Origin of the sequence: Kaistia sp. 32K, assembly GCF_016629525.1 — a bacterium.
In the GTDB taxonomy this organism is placed as follows: domain Bacteria; phylum Pseudomonadota; class Alphaproteobacteria; order Rhizobiales; family Kaistiaceae; genus Kaistia.
Window position 1 is genome coordinate 3,062,466 of sequence record NZ_AP024269.1, and the last position, 20,030, is coordinate 3,082,495.

At 66.4% G+C, this 20,030-nt stretch carries 21 protein-coding genes; 10 read left to right on the forward strand and 11 right to left on the reverse strand.

Going from position 1 to position 20,030, the window contains the following annotated elements; translation table 11 throughout:
- Window positions 1-51: 51 nt before the first annotated feature.
- The 8 genes from K32_RS14200 to K32_RS14235 all read left to right on the forward strand — a co-directional run bounded on the left by K32_RS14200 (window position 52) and on the right by K32_RS14235 (window position 7,113).
- Window positions 52-426, forward strand: coding sequence for a helix-turn-helix transcriptional regulator (locus K32_RS14200; RefSeq protein ID WP_201400150.1), 375 nt, complete (start codon window positions 52-54; stop codon window positions 424-426).
- A gap of 3 nt (window positions 427-429) precedes the next feature.
- Window positions 430-1,494: an ACR3 family arsenite efflux transporter gene (gene arsB / locus K32_RS14205; RefSeq protein ID WP_201400151.1), complete on the forward strand. Its 1,065-nt coding sequence runs from the start codon at window positions 430-432 to the stop codon at window positions 1,492-1,494.
- Window positions 1,491-1,904 carry an arsenate reductase (glutaredoxin) gene (gene arsC, locus K32_RS14210; protein WP_201400152.1) on the forward strand — a complete coding sequence of 138 codons (414 nt, stop codon included), beginning with the start codon at window positions 1,491-1,493 and terminating at the stop codon, window positions 1,902-1,904. The genes arsB and arsC overlap by 4 nt, the downstream gene beginning before the upstream one ends.
- A 44-nt stretch (window positions 1,905-1,948) precedes the next feature.
- On the forward strand, window positions 1,949-2,662 hold the full coding sequence (gene arsH / locus K32_RS14215; RefSeq protein ID WP_201404501.1) for an arsenical resistance protein ArsH: 714 nt from the start codon (window positions 1,949-1,951) through the stop codon (window positions 2,660-2,662).
- A gap of 352 nt (window positions 2,663-3,014) precedes the next feature.
- On the forward strand, window positions 3,015-4,118 hold the full coding sequence (locus K32_RS14220) for an ABC transporter substrate-binding protein (RefSeq protein ID WP_201400153.1): 1,104 nt from the start codon (window positions 3,015-3,017) through the stop codon (window positions 4,116-4,118).
- A gap of 235 nt (window positions 4,119-4,353) precedes the next feature.
- A complete protein-coding gene (locus K32_RS14225) occupies window positions 4,354-5,238 on the forward strand; it encodes an ABC transporter permease subunit (protein ID WP_201400154.1) in 885 nt (294 codons plus the stop codon).
- Window positions 5,235-6,020, forward strand: coding sequence for an ABC transporter permease (locus K32_RS14230; RefSeq protein ID WP_201400155.1), 786 nt, complete (start codon window positions 5,235-5,237; stop codon window positions 6,018-6,020). Before K32_RS14225 ends, K32_RS14230 begins: the two co-directional genes overlap by 4 nt.
- A gap of 22 nt (window positions 6,021-6,042) precedes the next feature.
- Window positions 6,043-7,113: an ABC transporter ATP-binding protein gene (locus K32_RS14235; RefSeq protein WP_201400156.1), complete on the forward strand. Its 1,071-nt coding sequence runs from the start codon at window positions 6,043-6,045 to the stop codon at window positions 7,111-7,113.
- Between the two features lie 192 nt (window positions 7,114-7,305).
- On the opposite strand, the gene K32_RS14240 is transcribed toward K32_RS14235, so the two are convergent.
- The 11 genes from K32_RS14240 to K32_RS14290 all read right to left on the reverse strand — a co-directional run bounded on the left by K32_RS14240 (window position 7,306) and on the right by K32_RS14290 (window position 17,084).
- Window positions 7,306-7,722 carry a GFA family protein gene (locus tag K32_RS14240; RefSeq protein ID WP_201400157.1) on the reverse strand — a complete coding sequence of 139 codons (417 nt, stop codon included), beginning with the start codon at window positions 7,720-7,722 and terminating at the stop codon, window positions 7,306-7,308.
- A 30-nt stretch (window positions 7,723-7,752) separates the two neighbouring features.
- Window positions 7,753-8,217 (reverse strand): SRPBCC family protein, encoded by a 465-nt coding sequence (locus K32_RS14245; RefSeq protein WP_201400158.1) that lies wholly within the window; start codon window positions 8,215-8,217, stop codon window positions 7,753-7,755.
- Between the two features lie 2 nt (window positions 8,218-8,219).
- The gene (locus K32_RS14250; protein WP_201400159.1) at window positions 8,220-8,534 is read right to left on the reverse strand and encodes a helix-turn-helix transcriptional regulator; all 315 of its coding nucleotides are present in this window, start codon (window positions 8,532-8,534) and stop codon (window positions 8,220-8,222) included.
- Between the two features lie 144 nt (window positions 8,535-8,678).
- Complete coding sequence (locus K32_RS14255) at window positions 8,679-10,115, reverse strand: aldehyde dehydrogenase family protein (protein ID WP_201400160.1); 1,437 nt, start codon at window positions 10,113-10,115, stop codon at window positions 8,679-8,681.
- A gap of 121 nt (window positions 10,116-10,236) precedes the next feature.
- Window positions 10,237-11,241 carry an AraD1 family protein gene (araD1, locus tag K32_RS14260; RefSeq protein WP_201400161.1) on the reverse strand — a complete coding sequence of 335 codons (1,005 nt, stop codon included), beginning with the start codon at window positions 11,239-11,241 and terminating at the stop codon, window positions 10,237-10,239.
- A 76-nt stretch (window positions 11,242-11,317) separates the two neighbouring features.
- Window positions 11,318-12,097, reverse strand: a complete 780-nt coding sequence (locus K32_RS14265; RefSeq protein WP_201400162.1) for a FadR/GntR family transcriptional regulator — start codon at window positions 12,095-12,097, stop codon at window positions 11,318-11,320.
- 232 nt (window positions 12,098-12,329) lie between these two features.
- The gene (locus tag K32_RS14270; protein WP_201400163.1) at window positions 12,330-13,040 is read right to left on the reverse strand and encodes a glutathione S-transferase N-terminal domain-containing protein; all 711 of its coding nucleotides are present in this window, start codon (window positions 13,038-13,040) and stop codon (window positions 12,330-12,332) included.
- Window positions 13,041-13,194: 154 nt separating this feature from the next.
- Complete coding sequence (locus K32_RS14275) at window positions 13,195-13,401, reverse strand: hypothetical protein (protein ID WP_201400164.1); 207 nt, start codon at window positions 13,399-13,401, stop codon at window positions 13,195-13,197.
- Window positions 13,402-13,478: 77 nt separating this feature from the next.
- A complete protein-coding gene (gene gatB, locus K32_RS14280) occupies window positions 13,479-14,960 on the reverse strand; it encodes an Asp-tRNA(Asn)/Glu-tRNA(Gln) amidotransferase subunit GatB (protein ID WP_201400165.1) in 1,482 nt (493 codons plus the stop codon).
- Window positions 14,961-15,069: 109 nt separating this feature from the next.
- On the reverse strand, window positions 15,070-15,516 hold the full coding sequence (locus K32_RS14285) for a CreA family protein (RefSeq protein ID WP_371813038.1): 447 nt from the start codon (window positions 15,514-15,516) through the stop codon (window positions 15,070-15,072).
- A gap of 140 nt (window positions 15,517-15,656) precedes the next feature.
- Window positions 15,657-17,084, reverse strand: a complete 1,428-nt coding sequence (locus K32_RS14290; protein ID WP_201400167.1) for an MATE family efflux transporter — start codon at window positions 17,082-17,084, stop codon at window positions 15,657-15,659.
- A gap of 257 nt (window positions 17,085-17,341) precedes the next feature.
- Here K32_RS14290 and K32_RS14295 point away from each other — a divergent pair, with 257 nt between their 5' ends.
- Both K32_RS14295 and K32_RS14300 read left to right on the forward strand, forming a co-directional pair.
- Window positions 17,342-18,466, forward strand: coding sequence for a DUF2865 domain-containing protein (locus tag K32_RS14295; protein WP_201400168.1), 1,125 nt, complete (start codon window positions 17,342-17,344; stop codon window positions 18,464-18,466).
- Window positions 18,467-18,661: 195 nt separating this feature from the next.
- Window positions 18,662-19,900, forward strand: coding sequence for an AGE family epimerase/isomerase (locus tag K32_RS14300; protein WP_201400169.1), 1,239 nt, complete (start codon window positions 18,662-18,664; stop codon window positions 19,898-19,900).
- The last annotated feature ends 130 nt before the right edge of the window (window positions 19,901-20,030 follow it).

Consider the following 20,030-nt stretch of genomic DNA (forward strand, 5'->3'; position numbering starts at 1 on the left):
TGGGCCCAACGCCCTATTCATTTCAACACCTCTTGAATCATTGAGATGAAGATGAACGAAACCCAGGCCCTCGACGCCTTCGCCGCGCTGTCGCAAGCGACGCGCCTGCAGATGGTACGGATCCTCGTCCAGGCCGGCCCGGCCGGATTGCCGGCCGGCAGTGTCGGCGAGGCGGTCGGCGTCTCCTCCTCCGGCGCCTCCTTCCACCTCGCCCATCTCGAGCGCGCGGGGCTGATCCAGTCCCGCCGCGAACACCGCTCGATCATCTACAGCGCCCGCTTCCAGACGCTCGCCGGACTGGTCGAGTTCCTGATGCGGGACTGCTGCCAGGGCCATCCGGAGGTCTGCGCGCCGGCGATCGGTGCCCTCTCCGCCTGCTGCGCCGAGGCGGATGCCGGCGTCCCCGCCGCTCCCGTCGAGGGCTGACCGATGTCCCGCTTCGAACGATATCTGACCCTGTGGGTCGGGCTCTGCATCCTTGCCGGCATCGGGCTCGGACATCTGGCGCCCGGGCTTTTCGGCGCGCTCGGCGCGATGGAAGTCGCGAACGTCAACCTGCCCGTCGCCGTGCTGATCTGGCTGATGATCGTGCCGATGCTGCTCCGCATCGATTTCGCCGCGCTCGGCCAGGTCGGGCGGCACTGGCGCGGCATCGGTGTGACGCTCTTCGTCAACTGGGCGGTGAAACCGTTCTCGATGGCGCTGCTCGGCTGGCTGTTCGTCGGCCAGCTGTTCCGCCCCTATCTGCCGGCCGACCAGATCGACAGCTATATCGCCGGCCTGATCCTCCTCGCCGCCGCGCCCTGCACGGCCATGGTCTTCGTCTGGTCGAACCTGATCCGGGGCGAGCCGCATTTCACGCTGAGCCAGGTGGCGTTGAACGACGTCATCATGGTGGTGGCCTTCGCGCCCGTCGTCGGGTTGCTGCTCGGCCTCTCGGCGATCACCGTGCCGTGGAACACGCTGCTACTTTCGGTCGGGCTCTACATCGTCCTGCCGGTCATCGCGGCGCAATGGCTGCGCCGGCGCCTCCTCGCCTCCGGCGGCGAACCGACGCTCGCCCGCCTGCTGCGCATTCTGAGCCCGATCTCGCTGGTGGCGCTGCTTGCCACGCTGGTGCTGCTCTTTGGTTTCCAGGGCGAGCAGATCCTCGCCCAGCCGCTGGTGATCCTGTTGCTCGCGGTGCCGATCCTGATCCAGGTCTATTTCAACGCCGGGCTCGCCTATTGGCTGAACCGCGTCGCGGGCGAGGCGCATTGCGTCGCCGGCCCGTCGGCCCTGATCGGCGCCAGCAACTTCTTCGAGCTCGCGGTCGCCGCCGCCATCAGCCTGTTCGGCTTTCACTCCGGCGCGGCGCTCGCCACCGTCGTCGGCGTGCTGATCGAGGTGCCGGTGATGCTGTCGGTGGTCTGGATCGTCAATCGCAGCAAGGGCTGGTACGAGCGCGGAACCGCCTCGCCCTCCGCCCGAACCCAGGAAGAGCCGGCGCCATGACCGTCACCATCTATCACAACCCCGCCTGCGGCACCTCGCGCAACACGCTGGCGATGATCCGCCAGAGCGGCGAAGAACCGGTCGTCATCGAATATCTCGTGACGCCGCCGAGCCGCGAGCGGCTCGTGGAGCTGATCCGCGCCATGGACATCCCGGTCAGGGCGCTGCTGCGCGAGAAGGGCACGCCCTATACGGAATTGGGCCTCGCCGATGCCGCCTGGAGCGATGACGACCTCCTCGGTTTCATGCTCGCCCACCCGATCCTGATCAACCGCCCGATCGTCGAGACCCCGAAGGGCACGAGACTCTGCCGTCCGTCGGAACGCGTGCTCGGCATCCTGCCGAACCCGCATTTCGGCCGCTTCGTCAAGGAAGACGGCGAAATCATCGAGACGGACGAGACCCCGTGAGATCCATGAATACCCCCGCCAAGAATACCGACAAGCACACCGACATGAATACCCAGAACCTGCCCAACCTCGTCGCGCCGCTGTTTCACGCCCCGGACCCAGGCGCCCTGAAGCCTGAGGCCAGCCCGCATGCGCCGCGCATTCTCCTGCTCTACGGCTCGGTGCGCGAGCGCTCCTACAGCCGCTTCGCGACGCTCGAGGCGGCGCGGATCCTCGAGGCGCTCGGCGCCGAGACGAGGATCTTCGATCCGAGCGGCCTGCCGCTGCCGGACGGCGCGCCGTCGAGCCACCCTAAGGTGCAGGAGCTCCGGGAACTCTCGGCCTGGTCGGAGGGGCAGGTCTGGTGCAGCCCCGAGCGCCACGGCGCCATGACCGCGATCCTGAAGGCCCAGATCGACTGGCTGCCGCTTTCGATCGGCGCGGTGCGGCCGACCCAGGGCAAGACGCTGGCCGTGATGCAGGTCAGCGGCGGCTCGCAATCCTTCAACGCCGTCAACCAGCTTCGCGTGCTCGGCCGCTGGATGCGGATGATCACCATCCCCAACCAGTCCTCCGTCGCCAAGGCGTTCGAGCAGTTCGACGAGGCCGGGCGGATGAAGCCGTCGTCGTATTACGACCGCATCGTCGACGTCATGGAGGAACTGATGAAGTTCACGCTGCTGACCCGCGACGCGGCGCCCTACCTGACGGACCGCTACAGCGAGCGCAAGGAAGCCTCGGCCGCGCTGGAGCAACGCGTCCAGTTGCAGGCGATCTAGCCAACGCCCTCGCCGGGCCGGTCGCCGCGCCAGCGCGGCCCGCCCGGCATCTCCCCCGCACGTCCCTCCCGCCCCCGAATCAAAAGGCGGCTTACCGACCGTCCAAGCCTGGGGTAAGCTCAGCCGACCGGGCGCCTCGACGCGTCCGGCGCAAAGAGGGACGAACAACGATCGCCCGGACCCGGCCGGAACAACTGTGGATGGCAACATCCGCCGCGCCGCGCCTCGATCACGGGCGACATCGAAGCTTCAAACTTGCATGATAGCGTTTGAAATAGACGGCTTATCATCTGGCCGGCCAGGGGGCCGCGCCGGGGCAAATGGGCGGTGATACGCCGAGGGGAGAACAAGCATGACGACGAACTGGATGCGGATGTCGGTTTCCGCACTCGCGATCTGCGCAACGACGGGCGTTGCCTTCGGCCAGAACCTCGACGAGCTGGTCGCGGCGGCGAAGAAGGAAGGCCAGCTGACGACGATCGCGCTGCCGCATGACTGGTGCGGCTATGGCGAGATCATCGAAGGCTTCAAGGCCAAGTACGGCATCGCCGTCAACGAACTGAACCCCGACGCCGGCTCGGGCGACGAGATCGAGGCGATCAAGGCGAACAAGGGCAATACCGGCCCGCAGGCGCCCGACGTCATCGACGTCGGCCTCTCCTTCGGCCCGTCCGCCAAGGCCGAAGGCCTGCTGCAGCCCTACAAGGTCTCGACCTGGAACACGATCCCCGACAGCGCCAAGGACGCCGACGGCTACTGGTACGGCGACTATTACGGCGTGCTGTCGTTCCTGGTGAACACCGACATCGTCAAGAACGTGCCGCGCGACTGGTCCGACCTGCTCGCCGACGACCTCGCCAATTCGGTGGCGCTCGCCGGTGATCCGCGCGTCGCCAACCAGGCGATCCAGGGCGTGTTCGCCGCCGGCCTCTCCGGCGACAAGGGCGACATCGCCAAGGCGGGCGAAGAAGGCCTGAAGTTCTTCGCCGAGCTGAACAAGAAGGGCAATTTCGTGCCCGTCATCGGCAAGTCGGCCTCGCTGGCGCAGGGCTCCACCCCGGTGATCATCGCCTGGGACTACAACGCCCTTTCCTGGCGCGACATTCTGAAGGGCAACCCGGCCGCCGAGGTCGTGGTGCCGAAGACCGGCGTCGTCGCCGGCGTCTACGTCCAGGCGATCAGCGCCTTCGCGCCGCATCCGAACGCCGCCAAGCTGTGGATGGAATACCTCTATTCCGACGAAGGCCAGATCGGCTGGCTCAAGGGCTATTGCCATCCGATCCGCTTCGACGACCTCGCCAAGAACGGCAAGATCCCGGCCGACCTGCTGGCCAAGCTGCCGCCGGCGGAAGCCTATGCCAAGGCCGTGTTCCCGACCGTCGAGCAGCAGAACGCTTCCAAGGAAGTGATCTCGAAGCAGTGGGACTCGGTCGTCGGCGCCGAAGTCGCCAAGTAAGCGCAAGGTTCGCGCAAGCGGACGGTTCGAGCCGGAAGCCCCAGGCGGCCGGCTCGATACCCGCAGACCCACAGGGCGTCCGGCTCCGGCCGGGCTCCCCTTTCCTGCTGCGCCGGCTTCGGGTGTCTCGCCCTCGCCGCGCTTGCGGGACCCGACTATTTCGGCCATGCCCTTGCCTCCGGCCGGGCGGGCCCGCATCCTGCATTCCGCAACGTTCGGTCACCGAAGGTAGCCAATGGCGCAAACGACAGCCGACATCCCTCATGTGAAGCCGCGCGCCATGCCGCTGACCTGGCTCGGGGTCGTGCCGTTCCTGATCTTTGCGCTGATGTTCCTGATCCTGCCGGCGGGCTATCTGGTCATCGGCGCGTTTCAGACGCCGGATGGCAGCTTCACGCTGCAGAACATCGCCAATCTGAACCAGCCCACCATCATCAAGGCCTATCGGCTCAGTATCTCGATCAGCGCGACCTCGGCCTTCCTCGGCTCCCTGCTCGGTTTCGGGCTTGCGCTGGCCATCGTGCTCGGCAAGCTGCCGCGCTGGGTGCGGCCGATGCTGATGACCTTTTCCGGCGTCGCCTCGCAATTCGCCGGCGTGCCGCTCGCCTTCGCCTTTCTGGCCACGCTCGGCCGCACCGGCCTGGTCACGGCGCTGCTGTTTAACGTCTTCGGCATCAACATCTACCGCTATGGCTTCAACCTTCTGAGCTTCACCGGGCTGACGATCACCTATCTCTATTTCCAGATCCCGCTGATGGTCCTGATCCTGACGCCGGCGCTGGACGGGCTGAAGCGCGAATGGCGCGAGGCCTCGGCCATCCTCGGCGCCTCGACCTGGCAATACTGGCGCATGATCGCGCTGCCGGTGCTGTGGCCGAGCCTGCTCGGCGCGTTCATGCTGCTGTTCGCCAATTCCTTTGGCGCGATCGCGACGGCCTACGCGCTGACCGGTTCGTCGCTCAACATCATCACCATCCTGCTTTACGCACAGATCCGCGGCGACGTGCTGCATGACCCCAATCTCGGCTATGCGCTGGCGCTGGGCATGATCCTGATCACCGGCATCTCCAACGGCATCTATATCTGGCTGAGCTCGCGCACCGGGCGGTGGATCCGATGAAAGAGTCCCGTTTCTTCCCCTGGCTCGGCGTCATCTTCGGCGCGGTCTATTTTCTCGTTCCGCTGGTCGCGACGTTCGAGTTCTCGCTGCGCATGGAGCGCGGGCGCTATTCGTTCGAGGCCTATCGCATCGTTCTGGCGGATCCGTATTTCCAGCAGAGCTTCGGCTATTCGGCTGTCATCGCGGTCTGCACCATCTTTGTCGGCATCGCGCTCTGCGTGCCGACCGCCTATGTCGTGCAGCTGAAGCTGCCGCGCATCCGGCCGTTGATCGAGTTCCTGACCCTGCTGCCGCTGGTGATCCCGGCGATCGTCATCGTGTTCGGCTATCTTCGGATGTACAATTCCTCGTCCTGGCTGCCCCTAACCTCCAGTGCGCGCGGAACGGATCTCCTTTTGACCTTCAGCTATGTCACGCTCGCTTTGCCGTACATGTATCGCTCGGTCGATACCGGGCTTCGCGCGATCGACGTGCGCACGCTGACGGAAGCGGCCCAGAGCCTGGGAAGTTCGTGGCCGCGCATCCTGCTGACGGTGATCCTGCCCAATGTGCGCGTCGCGGTGCTGTCCGGCGCGTTCCTGACCTTTGCCATCGTCATCGGCGAATTCACCATGGCAAGCCTTTTGAACCGCCCGGCCTTCGGTCCGTATCTGCAGCGGATCGGCGCCAATCGCGCCTATGAGCCGGCGGCGCTCGCCATCATCGCCTTCGCCATCACCTGGGCCTGCATGGGCCTGATCAATCTATTCGCGGCCATGGGTCAGCAGACCACACGCCGTTGAACGAGTTTCCAAGGAAGCGACCATGGAATTCCTGACGATCGATAAACTGGTCAAGACGTTCGGCGCCCAGACCACGGTCAAGGGCGTCGACCTGGCCGTCGAGCGAGGCGAGTTCCTGACCCTGCTAGGCCCGAGCGGCTGCGGCAAGACCACGATCCTGCGCATGATCGCGGGCTTCGAGAGCGCCACGAGCGGCTCGATCCGGATCGACGGCAAGGACGTCACCCATCTGCGTCCCAACCAGCGCCATATCGGCATGGTGTTCCAGGCCTATGCCCTGTTCCCGAACATGAGCGTCGCCGACAACATCGCCTTCGGCCTCAAGGTAGCCAAGAAGTCCTCGGCCGAGATCGCGGCGCGGGTGAAGGAGATGCTGGAGCTGATCAAGCTGCCGCAGCTTGGCGACCGCTATCCCTATCAGCTCTCCGGCGGCCAGCAGCAGCGTGTCGCGCTCGCCCGCGCCCTCGCCGTCAAGCCGCAGATCCTGCTTCTCGACGAGCCGCTTTCCGCACTCGACGCCAAGATCCGCATCTCGCTGCGCGAGGAAATCCGCGCCGTGCAGCGCGCGCTCGGCATCACGACGATCTTCGTGACGCATGATCAGGAAGAAGCGCTTTCCATGTCGGATCGCATCTGCGTCATCAACGAAGGCAATATCGAGCAGCTCGGCACGCCCTTCGAGATCTACAACTATCCGAAGACGCGCTTCGTCGCCTCCTTCGTCGGCACGCTCAACATCCTCGCCGGCAAGGTGCTGGATTCGACCAGCGGCCGCGTCGCCATCGACGAGCAGGAGATCGTCACCTCGACCGGGCTCGGCGGCGCCAGCGCCGGCGACGCGCTCGCCGTGGCGCTCCGCCCCGAGGCGCTCTCGATCGGCTATGCCAATGGCGGCAGCAACAATCTGACCGGCACCATCGACGAGGTGCATTTCCTCGGCTCGGTCGTCCGCATCCGAGTCCGCTTCGGCGACAATGTCGTCTCGCTCGACACCTTCAACCGCCCGCACAGCGCCCCGCCCGAGCGCGGCCAGCCGGTGACGGTGAATTTCACCCGCGAGGACATTTTGGTCCTCGACCGGCCGGCGATCTGATCGGGAGGTGGCCCCGCTCCCACCTCTCCCATGGGGAGAGGTCGGCTCGAAGAGCCGGGTGAGGGGTTACGGAACCATACGGTGAGGCCATACCCCCTCACCCGCCGGCCTTCGGCCGTCGACCTCTCCCCATGGGAGAGGTGAACCCAAGCCCAGCCTCTGCGCCCTCCGGACCCAAGCCCCTTCCGCCCCCTACCCCGCCGGCATGCGGTCGAACCGCCGCAGCGCGGGATCGATCGTGTCCCACGCGTAGCCGCGGATGCTGTAGGTGACGAACTGCGGGCGGAAGCGGGTCGGGTCGTCGAGGCTGGTGGCGTGGACGGCGATCAGCTCCGGCATCGCGGCGAAGGTCAGGTAGACCGGCGCGCCGCAGTTCGGGCAGAAGGCGTGCGACTTCATGTTGCCGCTCTCGCCCGCGACCTGCCACTCCTTCACCTCGCCGGTGATGGTCATCTCGGACCGCAGCGCGAAGGTCAGATAGGAGCTGTGCCCCGTGCCGCTCCGTCTCTGGCATTCGCGACACTGGCAGTGGAGCTCGACGATGGGCTTGCTCGTCGTCTCGTAGCGGATGGCGCCGCAGGCGCAGCCGCCGCTATAGGACTCGGTCATGCTGGTCCTCCCGGAGCAAGGGTTGCCGGATCAGGCCGCTTTCGGCTTGGCGAAGACGTCGATGCCCCGGCCGGTTTCCAGCAGCGATTTCAGGCTGGAGAGCACGATCGGCCAGCCATGCGTGATGCCCTTCTCCATGCCGCTCCCGGCCTCGAGATCGTCATGGGTGACGGTCAGCCGGACCATGTCGTCATAGGGGTCGATGGCGAAGGTCACCCGGCTGTAACTCGCCGGATTGTCCGCCTCCGACGGGTCCGCCCAGGAGATCACCAGGCGGCTCGGCGGCGAAATCTCGAGCACCTTGCCGACCAGGTCGACCCGCCGCTCGTCATTGGTGCGGACATGCTGCCAGTCCGAGCCGGGCTTCCAATCGGAAACATTCTCGTGGCCCCAGTAGCGCCGCGCGACCTCCGGCCTGGTGATCGCCTCGAACACCTTCTCCGGCGTCGAGAGGACGTAGGTCACATAGACGAAGCTCGTCTTATCCTTGGCCATGGCTATTCTCCTTCGAGTTCCTGCTTCAGATCATGCAGCAGGCTGAGCCGCTGCCGTTCAAACTTGCGCACCCAGCGTTCGTAGACCTCGTGCAGCGGCACGGGATTGATGAAATGCAGCTTCTCCCGGCCGCGCCGGACCGTGCTCACCAGATTGGCGGTCTCGAGGATGCCGAGATGCTGCGTCGCGGACTGCCGGGTCATGTCCAGATGCTCGCAGAGCTGGCCGAGCGTCTGCCCGTTCTGCTCGTAGAGAAGATCGAGCAGCTTCCTGCGGGTCGGGTCGCCCAGCGCCTTGAAAACATCGTCCGCGTGCATCGGTCTCTCTCGCTTCGGAGACAAATATGCAGGTAAATACCTGCATGTCAAATCACGGTTCCGCGCGCCCCTCTCCGCTCCGGGGAGCCGAAACGAAAACGGGCGCCCGAAGGCGCCCGTTCCGAACTCGATGACGTCAGCCGATCAGGGCTGCGTGTAGGCCGTCTTGACGGTCGTGAAGAACTCGACCGCGTACTTGCCCTGCTCGCGCGGGCCGTAGCTCGAACCCTTCCGGCCGCCGAACGGCACGTGGTAGTCGACGCCTGCCGTCGGCAGGTTGACCATGACCATGCCGGCCTCGGCATGACGCTTGAAGTGCGAAGCGTGCTTGAGGCTGGTGGTGACGATGCCCGAGGCGAGGCCGAACGGCGTGTCGTTGGCGACCGCGAGCGCCTCCTCGTAATCCTTGACCTTGATCACGCTGGCGACCGGGCCGAAGACCTCTTCCTTGTTGATGCGCATGTCCGCCGTGGTGTTGGTGAACAGCGCCGGCTGCAGGAAGAAGCCCGGGTTCTCGCGCTCGATCCGTTCGCCGCCATAGGCGAGCGTGCCGCCTTCGTCCTTGGCGATCTGGATGTAGCGCAGGTCCTGGTCGAGCTGCGACTGGTCGACGACCGGGCCGACATGCGTGCCCTGCTTGACGGCGTCGTCGACGACCAGGTCCTTCATGCGGGCGGCGAGCGCCTCGACATACTGGTCGTGGATCTTCTCGGTGACGATCAGGCGCGACGAGGCGGTGCAGCGCTGGCCGGTCGAGAAGAAGGCGCTGTTGGCGGTCGTCTCGACGGCAACCTTGAGGTCGGCGTCATCGAGCACGATGGTCGGGTTCTTGCCGCCCATCTCGAGCTGGAACTTGCGCATCACGGCGATCGACGCCTCGGCGACCTTCTTGCCGGTGCCGACGGAGCCGGTGAACGAGACGGCATTGACCTTCGGCGATTCGAGGATCGCCTGGCCGACGACCGAACCGCGGCCCATGACCAGGTTGATGACGCCCTTGGGCAGGCCGTTGCGGACGAGGATGTCGACGATCGTCCAGGCGCAGCCCGGGACGAGATCAGCCGGCTTCAGCACGACGGTGTTGCCGTAGGCGATCGCCGGGGCGATCTTCCAGGCCGGGATGGCGATCGGGAAGTTCCACGGCGTGATCAGGCCGACGACGCCGACCGGCTCGCGGGTGATCGAGACGTCGATGCCCGGACGTACGCTCGGCACCAGCTCGCCCGAGAGACGCAGCGTCTCGCCGGCGAAGAAGTGGAAGATCTGCGCGGCGCGGATCGTCTCGCCGATACCCTCGGGAAGGGTCTTGCCTTCCTCGCGCGACAGCAGACGGCCGATCTCTTCCTTGCGGGCGAGGATTTCGTCGCCGGTCGCCTTCAGGATGTCGTGGCGCTGCTGGATGCCTGAGACCGACCAGGTCTTGAACGCATCGGCGGCGGCGTCGATCGCGGCCTTGGCGTCTTCAGCCGTCGCCTGCGCGAACTCACCGACCACTTCGTTCGTGTTGGACGGATTGATGTTGGGACGCGCGGTGCCGCCGACCCATTCGCCGCCAATATAGTTCTTGTGCAGTGTGCTCATCAGATGATCCTTGAACGTCGTGGGACGGATATGGGCCGGCCGGAGCCGAGCCGAAAGGGGGCGGGAACCGAGGTTCGGAGAGTCCCGTCCTTTTATCCCGCCAGCCCCCTCTGGCCAACCCTCAAAGCTGGATGACAGAGACCTTCTCTTCCTCGGCAAAAGCGAGCGGGTTCGTCAGCGGCAGGCCGAAGGTGTCGGACTGGATGTCGAACACGTCGCCGGGCTCGGTCTTGACGCCGAACGCCACGGAGAGCGTCGCCGTGCCGTAGGTATGCACATGCACCTGGCCCGGGCGGCGGAAGAAGTCGTACTTGAAGTGGTGGTATTCGAGATTGGCGAGCGTATGCGACATGTTCGCCTCTCCCGATAGGAACGGCTCGTCGAAGATCACCTTGCCGTCGCGATGGATCTTCGAGCGGCCGCGGACGTCGTCCGGCAGCGCGCCGACGAGGAGCTCCGGCCCGATCGAGCACGGCCGCAGCTTGGAATGGGCGAGATAGAGATAGTTCACCCGCTCCATGATGTGGTCGGAGAACTCGTTGGCCATGGTGAAGCCGATCCGGTAGGGCTGGCCGTCATCGCCGACGATGTAGATGCCGGCGACCTCCGGCTCCTCGCCGCCGTCCTGCGCGAAGGACGGCGCCGTCAGCGGCTGGCCGGGGCCGACGAGCAGCGCGCCGTCGCCCTTGTAGAACCACTCCGGCTGCACGCCCTTTTCGCCCTCGGCCGGCTTGCCGTTCTCGAGGCCCATGCGGAACATCTTCATCGAGTCGGTGAGGACCTCGTCCTCATCCGGCGTCTTGTGCATGGCGTCGCGCGCCGAGGCGGAGCCTAGATGCGTCAGGCCCGTGCCGGTGATGAGCAGATGCGCCGGATCCTCATGGTCGATCGGCGCAAGCACGCGACCGGCGGCCAGCAGGGCTGCGCGATCGACTTCCTCGGTCTCGCCGGCGGAGGCCTTCTCGACGATCGCCTCGATGCCGGTCTTGGCGGCGATGGCGGCCTTGGCGATCTCATAGACGGTGGCAAAGCCCGGCACGATATAGGACCGCTCGCCGGCGCCGTTCGGCACCGTGGCGACGACGGCGCGCGCGCCGGCTTCGGTCTGGATCTGCATCAGTCTCATCGTTTCTCTCCTGTCGTGCCGAAGGGCCGTCTGCGCTTTCGCCGCGGCCGATTTTTGAAGTCTGAATTGCTTTGAACTAGCGCAGGCTCGTCTCGCCCTCGGCGTCGGCGTTGCGGCCGACCCAGATCGAATCAAAGACATTGCCCTTGGCGTTGCGCAGCAGGCGGCGCATGGCGAGGAAGGCCTCGTCGGGGTTGCGGTCGCGGATCGCCTCGTAGACGTCGCGATGCTGCACCACCGCGTCGTCGCCCATGACAGTGCGCCAGCCGAGCGAGAAGCTGATGATCAGCCCGGATTCGATCAGGCCGCCGACCGAGCGGATCATCGGGTTGTGCGACGCCTCGAGCACCGTCATGTGGAAGGCGAGATCGGCGCGGATCTGGTCGGCGCTGCCGCGGTCGCGGTTCTTGATGCCGTCGAGCGCCTTGGCGAGCTTCTCGATCTCGTCCGGCGTCGCCCGCTCGGCCGCGCGCGAAGCGGCGGCCGGCTCGATAATCTCGCGCATCTCGAACAGCGAATGGATGAATTCGTCGCTCGGCCGCTGGTCGATCTGCCAGCTGAGCACGTCGGGATCGAGCATGTTCCAGTCGACGCGCGGCCGCACCTTGGTACCGATCTTCGGCCGCGAGACGGTCAGCCCCTTGGCCGACAGCAGGCGGACGGCCTCGCGGACGGCCGTGCGGGAAACGCCGAATTCCTCCTGCACCATCGGCTCCGTCGGCAGGGTATCGCCGGGATTGTAGACGCCGGAGACGATGCGCCGGCCGAGCTCGGCCGCCACATGGTCCGACAGGCTGCCGGTCCGGTCTCTTCCGGGTCCGCGCAGCGGCCGCGTCTTGTCCTGGGTACCTCGCATCGGGCCCCTTTCCGAATTCACAGGCATCAACGAAATGCGGCATGCCACGGCATGCCGGCGGATTTCGCTTATCATAGTATGTTTGAGCGATCCGCGCTACCTGCCGGTTGCGGAAGCGAACGGGAGAACGTCGACCGGCATCGCCATCGCCCGCATCGGACTAAAACGAATGCGGCCCGCCAAGGGCGGGCCGCGATGCTTCAAAGACGGAGAAACCGTGGGAAACCGCCGGTCAGCGGGCCCGCTGGTTGAACAGGATCTTCTGCGCTTCCTTGTCGTCGGCGAGGCTGACCGGGGCGACAGGCGCCTTGACCGCCATGCCGCGCTGGACGGCCGGACGGGCATTCATCCGATCGATCCATTTCTTGACGTTGGGGAAATCCGCCGTATCGAAGCGCTGCGATTCCCAGCCGGCCGCCCAGCCGAAGATCGCGATATCGGCGATCGAATACTCGCCGGCGACATAGTCGCGCCCGGCGAGGCGACGGTCGAGCACGCCATAGAGGCGGTGCGTCTCGTCCTGGTAGCGCTTGGTGGCGTAGGGAATGCGCTCCGGCGCATATTCGGAGAAGTGGTTGCGCTGGCCGAGCATCGGGCCGAAGCCGGCCATCTGCCACATCAGCCATTCCTCGACCTCGACCCGGGCGCGCTCGTCGGCGGTCGGGTAGAGCTGGCCGAACTTGCGGCCGAGATAGAGCAGGATGGCGCCCGATTCGAACACCGAGATCGGCTTGCCGTCGGGGCCTTCCGGATCGACGATCGCCGGCATCTTGTTGTTCGGGGAGATCTTCAGGAACTCCGGATCGAACTGATCACCCTTGCCGATGTTGACGAACTTCAGCGTGTAGGGGAGGCCCAGCTCCTCCAGGAAGATCGTGATCTTCTTGCCGTTCGGGGTCGGCCAGTAGTGCAGCTCGATCGGCTGTGTCTGCTTCACGGACATGAGAAACCTTTGACTTTGGCTGGGGCTGAATCGATCACCGATCGGCGAGCGACAGGACGCGCCCCCATAATTGGGTTTAGCGCGCCGCCAAGGCAAGGCTTCCATACAAGCCTTGCGATCGACGTTGTAGCCGCCAAGCAGGAGCCCGGTCGGATCAGCGCTCCCGGTCGCGAACCTCGAGATGCTCGACCGTCAGACGTCCGACGGACAGCCTGTCGATACGGGCTTCCAGGATCCGCAGGCGGCCGATCGCCATGGCCCCGAAGGCGATCGCGCCAATCGCTGCCGCGCCGATCGCGAGCGCCCCCAGCGCGGTTGCCCCGGTAGCGCTCGCAGGTATCTTCCGAACCATCCTCGTCATGATCGCCCTCTCGACTAGTTTCGGAACGTCGGGGGCGACCATAGCGCGGAATTCAATCGGCCAGCAGACGATCCCGCCTACTCGATCCCGAGCTTCTTCTTCAGGATCTCGTTGACGACCTGCGGATTGGCCTTGCCGCCCGAGGCCTTCATGATCTGGCCGACGAACCAGCCGGCGAGCGTCGGCTTGGCCTTCGCCTGCTCGACCTTCTCCGGGTTGGCGGCGATGATGTCGTCGACGACCTTCTCGATCGCGCCGGTGTCGGTGACCTGCTTCAGGCCGCGCGCCTCGACGACCTCGCGCGGATCGCCGCCCTCGTTCCAGACGATCTCGAACAGGTCCTTGGCGATCTTGCCGGAGATCGTGCCGTCGCCGATCAGATCGACAATGGCGCCAAGCTGCTCGGCCGAGACCGGGCTGGACGCAATGTCCTTGCCGTCCTTGTTCAGCCGGGCGGCGAGTTCCTGCGTCACCCAGTTGGCAGCCGTCTTGGCGTCGCGGCCCTTGGCGACGACCTCGAAATAGTCGGCCGTCTCGCGCTCGAGCACCAGCACGCCGGCGTCATAGGCCGAGAGGCCGAGCGCCTCGACGAAGCGCGCCTTCTTGGCGTCGGGAAGTTCCGGCAAACCCGCCTTCAGCCCGTCGACCCAGGCCTGCTCCAATTCGAGCGGCAGCAGGTCGGGATCGGGGAAGTAGCGATAGTCATGCGCCTCTTCCTTCGAGCGCATCGACCGCGTCTCGCCCTTGTTGGCGTCGAACAGGCGGGTTTCCTGGTTGATAGAGCCGCCATCCTCGAGGATGCCGACCTGGCGGCGCGCCTCGTAGTCGACGGCCTGGCCGACGAAGCGGATCGAGTTGACGTTCTTGATCTCGCAGCGCGTGCCAAGCGGCTCGCCGGGGCGGCGCACCGAGACGTTGACGTCGGCGCGCATCGAGCCTTCGTCCATGTTGCCGTCGCAAGTGCCGAGATAGCGCACGATCGTGCGCAGCTTGGTCAGATACGCCTTCGCCTCATCGGCCGAGCGCAGGTCCGGCTTGGAGACGATTTCCATCAGCGCCACGCCCGAACGGTTCAGGTCGACGAAGCTCATGGTCGGGTGCTGGTCGTGCAGCGACTTGCCGGCGTCCTGCTCGAGATGCAGGCGCTCGATGCCGACCGTCACGCTCTCACCGCCCTCGAGGTCGATGACGATCTCGCCCTCGCCGACGATCGGCTGCTTGAACTGCGAGATCTGATAGCCCTGCGGCAGGTCCGGATAGAAATAGTTCTTCCGGTCGAAGACGCTGTAATTGTTGATCTGCGCGTTGAGCCCGAGGCCGGTGCGCACCGCCTGCGCCACGCATTCCTCGTTGATCACGGGCAGCATGCCCGGCATGGCCGCGTCGACCAGGCTGACATGGGAGTTGGGCGCGCCGCCGAATTCGGTCGAAGCGCCGGAGAACAGCTTCGAATTCGACAGGACCTGGGCATGCACCTCCATGCCGATCACGATTTCCCAGTCCCCGGTCGCGCCTTTGATCAGCTTCTTGGGATCGGGCTGGCGGACGATGGCGTTCATGCGAAAAAGCTCCGAGTAGAATACTGAACACCCGGTTAGAGCCTCGCGCGGCTTCCGGCAAGGCTTGTCGGGCAGAACGACGCCGGAAACCGCCGGAAGCGGCTATAGCCTAGCGGAGGTAGTCACCGCATTTGACCGCCGGCTGGTCGCCCCAAGGCATGATCGGGACGCTGGAGATCGAGTTTTTCGGGCTGCCGTCGACCAGCTTGTCCGAATAGACGAGATAGACGAGGACGTTGCGCTTGGGATCGCAGCCGCGCGAGATGCGCATCTTCTTGAACCAGATCGAGCGGCGCTGGTTGAACATCTCGTCGCCCTGCTTGATCTTGTTCTTGAACTGGATCGGGCCGACCTGGCGACAGGCGAGCGAGACGTCCGACGTCTCCTCCGCCACGCCGAACATGCCGGCGACGCCGCCCCGCTCGGCCGCCGCGAAATAGCAGGCGACGCCGTCGACCTCCGGATCGTCGATGGCGTAGGTCGCGATCTTGTCGTTCGGCGTCACCCATTTGAAGGTCGTCGATTCCTTGAAGATCAGCTCGGGATCGTCGGCCATCGCCGGCGCCACTCCGGCAAGGGCGAAGACGACCGTCAGGGCGGCGAGTGCGAAGCGCATGGCATTCTCCGTTGGAAAGCTCTGCGCTCCATATAGGAACGCCGGACGCGGCCGCGAGACCCGCGCCCTCCCCGACTGGCTCAATGCGCCGGGATCAATGCACCGGGCTCGCCGCCCCGCATCAGGCCCAGCCGCTCGCGCCGCAACCAGCGCGCCAGTAGCATGACCGACACGGCGGCCAGTCCCGTCGCGAGGCCGATCCAGATGCCGATGCCGCCCATCTTCGCCCAGAAGCCGAGCAGGACGGAAAGGCTGAGGCCGACGCCCCAGAAGCCGATCGCCGCATAGATCATCGGCACGCGGGTATCGTGCAGCCCGCGCAGCATGCCGCCGGCGATCGCCTGCGCGCCATCGAAGACCTGGAACAGCGCCGCGATGCCGAGGAAGGAGACGGCGAGCGCGATGACCTCGGCGTTGCGGGGATCGGTGGCATCGAGGAAGACGCCGATCAGCGTCGTCGGCATCGCGAACATCATCAGCGCCGTGCAGCCCATGAAGCCGACGCCGAGAATGAACGGCGTCCAGCCGGCGCGGCGGATCGCGGCGGCGTCGCCGGCGCCATAGGCGATGCCGACCCGGACGGTGACGGCCTGCGCGAAGCCGAGCGGCACCATGAAGCAGAGCGAGGCGATCTGGATGGCGATGGCGTGCGCCGCCACGGCGGAGGCGCTGATCAGCCCCATCAGGAACACGGCGGCGTTGAAGACGGTGACCTCCAGCGCGATCGCCACCGCCATCGGCAGGCCGAGCCGCCAGAGGGCGCGGAAGCGCACCCAGTCGGCGCGCCAGAAGCGGCCGAAGACGTGATAGCGGCGGAACTGGCGGTCGAGCGTGCAGACCAGCGCCATGCCGAGGAACATCATGCTGGCCGACAGCGTGCTGCCGATTCCCGCGCCGAACATGTCGAGCGCCGGCAGGCCGAAATGACCGAAGACCAGCGCCCAGACGATCAGCGCGTTGAAGACGACGCCGAACAGGCCGACGACCAGCGACAGGAACGGCCGCTCCAGCGCGGCGATGAACGAGCGCAGCACGTTGTACCAGAGGAACGGCAGCATCGCCCATTGCAGGCCGCGCATATTGGCGGCGGCGAGCCTGGCGAGCTCCGGCTCCTGGCCGAGCCAAAGCAGCAGCTCCTCGGTGTGCCAGAGCACGATCCAGAACGGGATGGAAATGGCTACGGCCGCCCAGAGCCCCTGGCGCACGGTGCGGCGGACCTCGCGAACGGAATGGCGGTTGCGCCCGCGCTCGCGCGCCACGATCGGCGCCACCGCAGAGACCAGGCCGATGCCGAAGATCAGGAAGGCGAAATAGAGATTGGTCGCGAGCGCCACCGCCGCGAGATGATCGGCGCCGACCCAGCCCAGGATGACGACATCGGTCGCGGTGATCACCGTCTGCGCCAGATTGGTCAGAATCAGCGGGACCGACAGGAGGATCGTGGCCCGGATCTCGGTCAGCCAGGGCCGATGCGTTTCCCCGGTCCGGTCCAATTCGCGCGCGGTCATGATGCAGGCTCTTTTCGTGCGACTCGACGGGCATTGCCCATATTTTCAGCGGGCCACCTAGTCACAAGACGCCGGCCATTGCCATTCAAACATCTTGATATCAGCCATCGCCCCGGCGTCGCGGAGCCGCTCCGGTTGCGATTCCGGCCGGCACAACAACCTGCGTGGATGACCCTGCCTGCCATTCGTGCTATCTCGGTCTGCCGTTTGGGCAGCGGACCAAATGGATTGATGGCAGCGCGGTAAGGGCCGCTTCAATGGGTATCGACACAGTGCTTTCGCGTATCGTGATGACGGCGATGATCCTCGCCGCTGGGGTTGGAATCGCGGAGGCCGCGTCGAGCGTCTGTACGCGGCTCGAAAGCCAGCTGGCGTCGCTCCAGCGCAGCCAGAACGCCGGCGCCAACCGCGCCGCCAGCCAGCAGGCGAATCTCGGCCGCGCCCGCGCCGAACTGAACGCCGCCAACAGCGAAGCCCGCCGGGCCGGCTGCAAGGGCGGCTTCCTGCAGTTCAAATCCGCCAATCCCGCCCCGCAATGCGCGTCGCTGCTGAAGCGCATCGATTCGATCCAGGCCCGCATCGACAGGGCCGAACAGGCGAGCCGCGGTGCCGACCCTGCCGCGTCCGGCCGCCAGCGCGCCGACATCCTGCGGCTGCTCGGCCAGAACGATTGCGGCCCGCAATACGCCAGTTACGTCAACGCCGGGCAGCGCCCGCGCAACTTCTTCGAACGGCTGTTCAATCCCGACAACCGCGTCTACGTGCAGCCGCAGCAGGGCGACATCGCGCGTGTCCCGGCGCGCGATCCGGGCCGCGGCACCGAGAGCGCGGGGAACGAGCGCGGCTTCGGCGGCGGCAACTATCGCACCCTCTGCGTGCGCACCTGCGACGGCTATTACTTCCCGATCAGCTTCGCGACGCGCCGCTCGAATTTCGCCACCGACGAGGCGACCTGCCGCCAGATGTGCCCCGGCACCGACGTCGCCCTCTACGCGCACCGCAACCCCGGCCAGAACAGCACCGACGCCCGCTCCGTCACCGACGAGACGCCCTATAGCGCGCTGTCGACGGCGTTCAGCTACCGCACCAGCTTCAACCCGAGCTGCACCTGCGGCAGCCCGACCTCGCTGCAGGCGCTGAACGGCGGCTACAGCCCGGCGAGCCTCGCCGCCGCCCCGGCCGACGAGGCCATGCCGCCGGTCCCCGGCGCCGCGCCCTTCCTAGGCGAGGATCCGGAAACGCTCGCCAACCGCGCCGGCCAGCTCGCGCCGGACGACCTCGGCACGGCCAACGTCGAGACGCCCGTCGCCGGGCTTCCGAGCCCGCCCCGCAGCGCCGGCGTGACCCGCCGCGTCGGCCCTTCCTACTTCTACGCACAGTAGCTTTCGCCGAGCCGTCGCACATGGTGGACGGCCCGATCGACTCAGTGTTCAACTAGCCGCCGCCGGTCCGACGCGATCGGCCGGGCCGCCGCCGATCGAGGATCGAAGGCGGCGGCAAGGCGCAATGAACACGTCCATCCGATCCGGCCGCCGGCATGGCGGGGATCGGCCGGGACCTACGGGAGCAGGAACACCATGACATCGACCGCCACACCGCCCTGGCTCGGGCTGCCGTCCCACTGCGACTGGCTGGACGATCAGTTCAACCGCCTGATCCGCTTCCTGAACGGCGCGAAGCTCGAGGCCGGCGGCTTCGGCTATCTGCTCGAGGACGGCACCAGCGACCTGACCCGCCCGCGCGAGCTCTATCTGACCTGCCGCAAGACGCATGTCGCGGCGCTGGCGCATCTGCGCGGCATCCCCGGCACCGGCCCGCTGGTCGACCACGGCATCGAGGCGCTGCTCGGCATCTTCCACGACAAGGTGAACGACGGCTGGTTCTCGGCGCTGAGCCCGACCGGCGGTCCGCTCCCCGGCCGCAAGGAGGCCTATGGCCATGCCTTCGTGCTGCTCGCCGGCTCGTCGGCGACCGAGGCGGGACGCCCGCGCGGGCGCGAGCTGTTCGACAAGGCCGAGGCGGTGTTCCTGAAGTACTTCTGGGACGAGGAAGCCGGCATGTCGCGCGAATCCTTCGCGGACGACTTCTCCGATTCCGAGGATTATCGCGGCGCCAATTCCAACATGCACCTGGTCGAGGCCTGCCTCGCCGCCGGCGACACGTCGGGCGATCCGGCCTGGTACAACCGCGCGCTGTCGATGGCCGACCGGCTGATCAACGGTGCGGCGCGCGAGCACAACTGGTTCCTGCCGGAGCATTTCGACACCAGCTGGAAGCCGGTGCCGGAGTACAACACCGACGACCGCGCCCATCCGTTCCGCCCCTATGGCTCGACGGTCGGCCACTGGCTCGAATGGTCGCGCCTGCTGCTGCATGTCGAGGCGTCGCTGGAAAACCCGCCCGCATGGCTGCGCGAGGCGTCGATCGCCCTCTTCAACCACGCGATCCAGTATGGCTGGGCCGTCGATGGCCATGACGGCTTCGTCTACACCACCGATTTCGACGGCAACGTCGTCACCGAGGTGCGCATGCACTGGGCGCTCTGCGAGGGAATCGCTGCGGCGGCGCTGCTCGGCACCGTCACCGAGGAGCCGCTCTACGAGTACTGGTACCGCAAGCTCTGGGACCACGCGGCCGAGCATTTCGTCGAGGCCGAACGCGGCACCTGGAAGCACCAGCTCGCCGCCGACCTGACCGAGGCCGGCACGGTCTGGCCGGGCCGCCCCGACGTCTACCACGTCGTCAACGCGCTGCTGCTGCCGCAGCTCCCGGCAAGCCCGAGCGCCGCTCCGGCCCTGGCCCGCGGCTTCCTGTAAGTTCGCTCAGGCAGCTCCGGCCTCTTACCTCAAGGGAGAGGCCGGACCGACAGCTCTGGGCCATGGGCAGGGCACCGTCGCCCCGGCGAAGGCCGGGGCCCATGAACACCGGCCTAGAAAGCTTGGCCCA

Coding starts and splice junctions, on each gene's coding strand:
- K32_RS14200 (WP_201400150.1), top strand. CDS start 52: ATGAACGAAACCCAGGCCCTCGACGCCTTCGCCGCGCTGTCGCAAGCG.
- arsB (WP_201400151.1), top strand. CDS start 430: ATGTCCCGCTTCGAACGATATCTGACCCTGTGGGTCGGGCTCTGCATC.
- arsC (WP_201400152.1), top strand. CDS start 1,491: ATGACCGTCACCATCTATCACAACCCCGCCTGCGGCACCTCGCGCAAC.
- arsH (WP_201404501.1), top strand. CDS start 1,949: ATGAATACCCAGAACCTGCCCAACCTCGTCGCGCCGCTGTTTCACGCC.
- K32_RS14220 (WP_201400153.1), top strand. CDS start 3,015: ATGACGACGAACTGGATGCGGATGTCGGTTTCCGCACTCGCGATCTGC.
- K32_RS14225 (WP_201400154.1), top strand. CDS start 4,354: ATGGCGCAAACGACAGCCGACATCCCTCATGTGAAGCCGCGCGCCATG.
- K32_RS14230 (WP_201400155.1), top strand. CDS start 5,235: ATGAAAGAGTCCCGTTTCTTCCCCTGGCTCGGCGTCATCTTCGGCGCG.
- K32_RS14235 (WP_201400156.1), top strand. CDS start 6,043: ATGGAATTCCTGACGATCGATAAACTGGTCAAGACGTTCGGCGCCCAG.
- K32_RS14240 (WP_201400157.1), bottom strand. CDS start 7,722: ATGACCGAGTCCTATAGCGGCGGCTGCGCCTGCGGCGCCATCCGCTAC.
- K32_RS14245 (WP_201400158.1), bottom strand. CDS start 8,217: ATGGCCAAGGATAAGACGAGCTTCGTCTATGTGACCTACGTCCTCTCG.
- K32_RS14250 (WP_201400159.1), bottom strand. CDS start 8,534: ATGCACGCGGACGATGTTTTCAAGGCGCTGGGCGACCCGACCCGCAGG.
- K32_RS14255 (WP_201400160.1), bottom strand. CDS start 10,115: ATGAGCACACTGCACAAGAACTATATTGGCGGCGAATGGGTCGGCGGC.
- araD1 (WP_201400161.1), bottom strand. CDS start 11,241: ATGAGACTGATGCAGATCCAGACCGAAGCCGGCGCGCGCGCCGTCGTC.
- K32_RS14265 (WP_201400162.1), bottom strand. CDS start 12,097: ATGCGAGGTACCCAGGACAAGACGCGGCCGCTGCGCGGACCCGGAAGA.
- K32_RS14270 (WP_201400163.1), bottom strand. CDS start 13,040: ATGTCCGTGAAGCAGACACAGCCGATCGAGCTGCACTACTGGCCGACC.
- K32_RS14275 (WP_201400164.1), bottom strand. CDS start 13,401: ATGACGAGGATGGTTCGGAAGATACCTGCGAGCGCTACCGGGGCAACC.
- gatB (WP_201400165.1), bottom strand. CDS start 14,960: ATGAACGCCATCGTCCGCCAGCCCGATCCCAAGAAGCTGATCAAAGGC.
- K32_RS14285 (WP_371813038.1), bottom strand. CDS start 15,516: ATGGCCGACGATCCCGAGCTGATCTTCAAGGAATCGACGACCTTCAAA.
- K32_RS14290 (WP_201400167.1), bottom strand. CDS start 17,084: ATGACCGCGCGCGAATTGGACCGGACCGGGGAAACGCATCGGCCCTGG.
- K32_RS14295 (WP_201400168.1), top strand. CDS start 17,342: ATGGGTATCGACACAGTGCTTTCGCGTATCGTGATGACGGCGATGATC.
- K32_RS14300 (WP_201400169.1), top strand. CDS start 18,662: ATGACATCGACCGCCACACCGCCCTGGCTCGGGCTGCCGTCCCACTGC.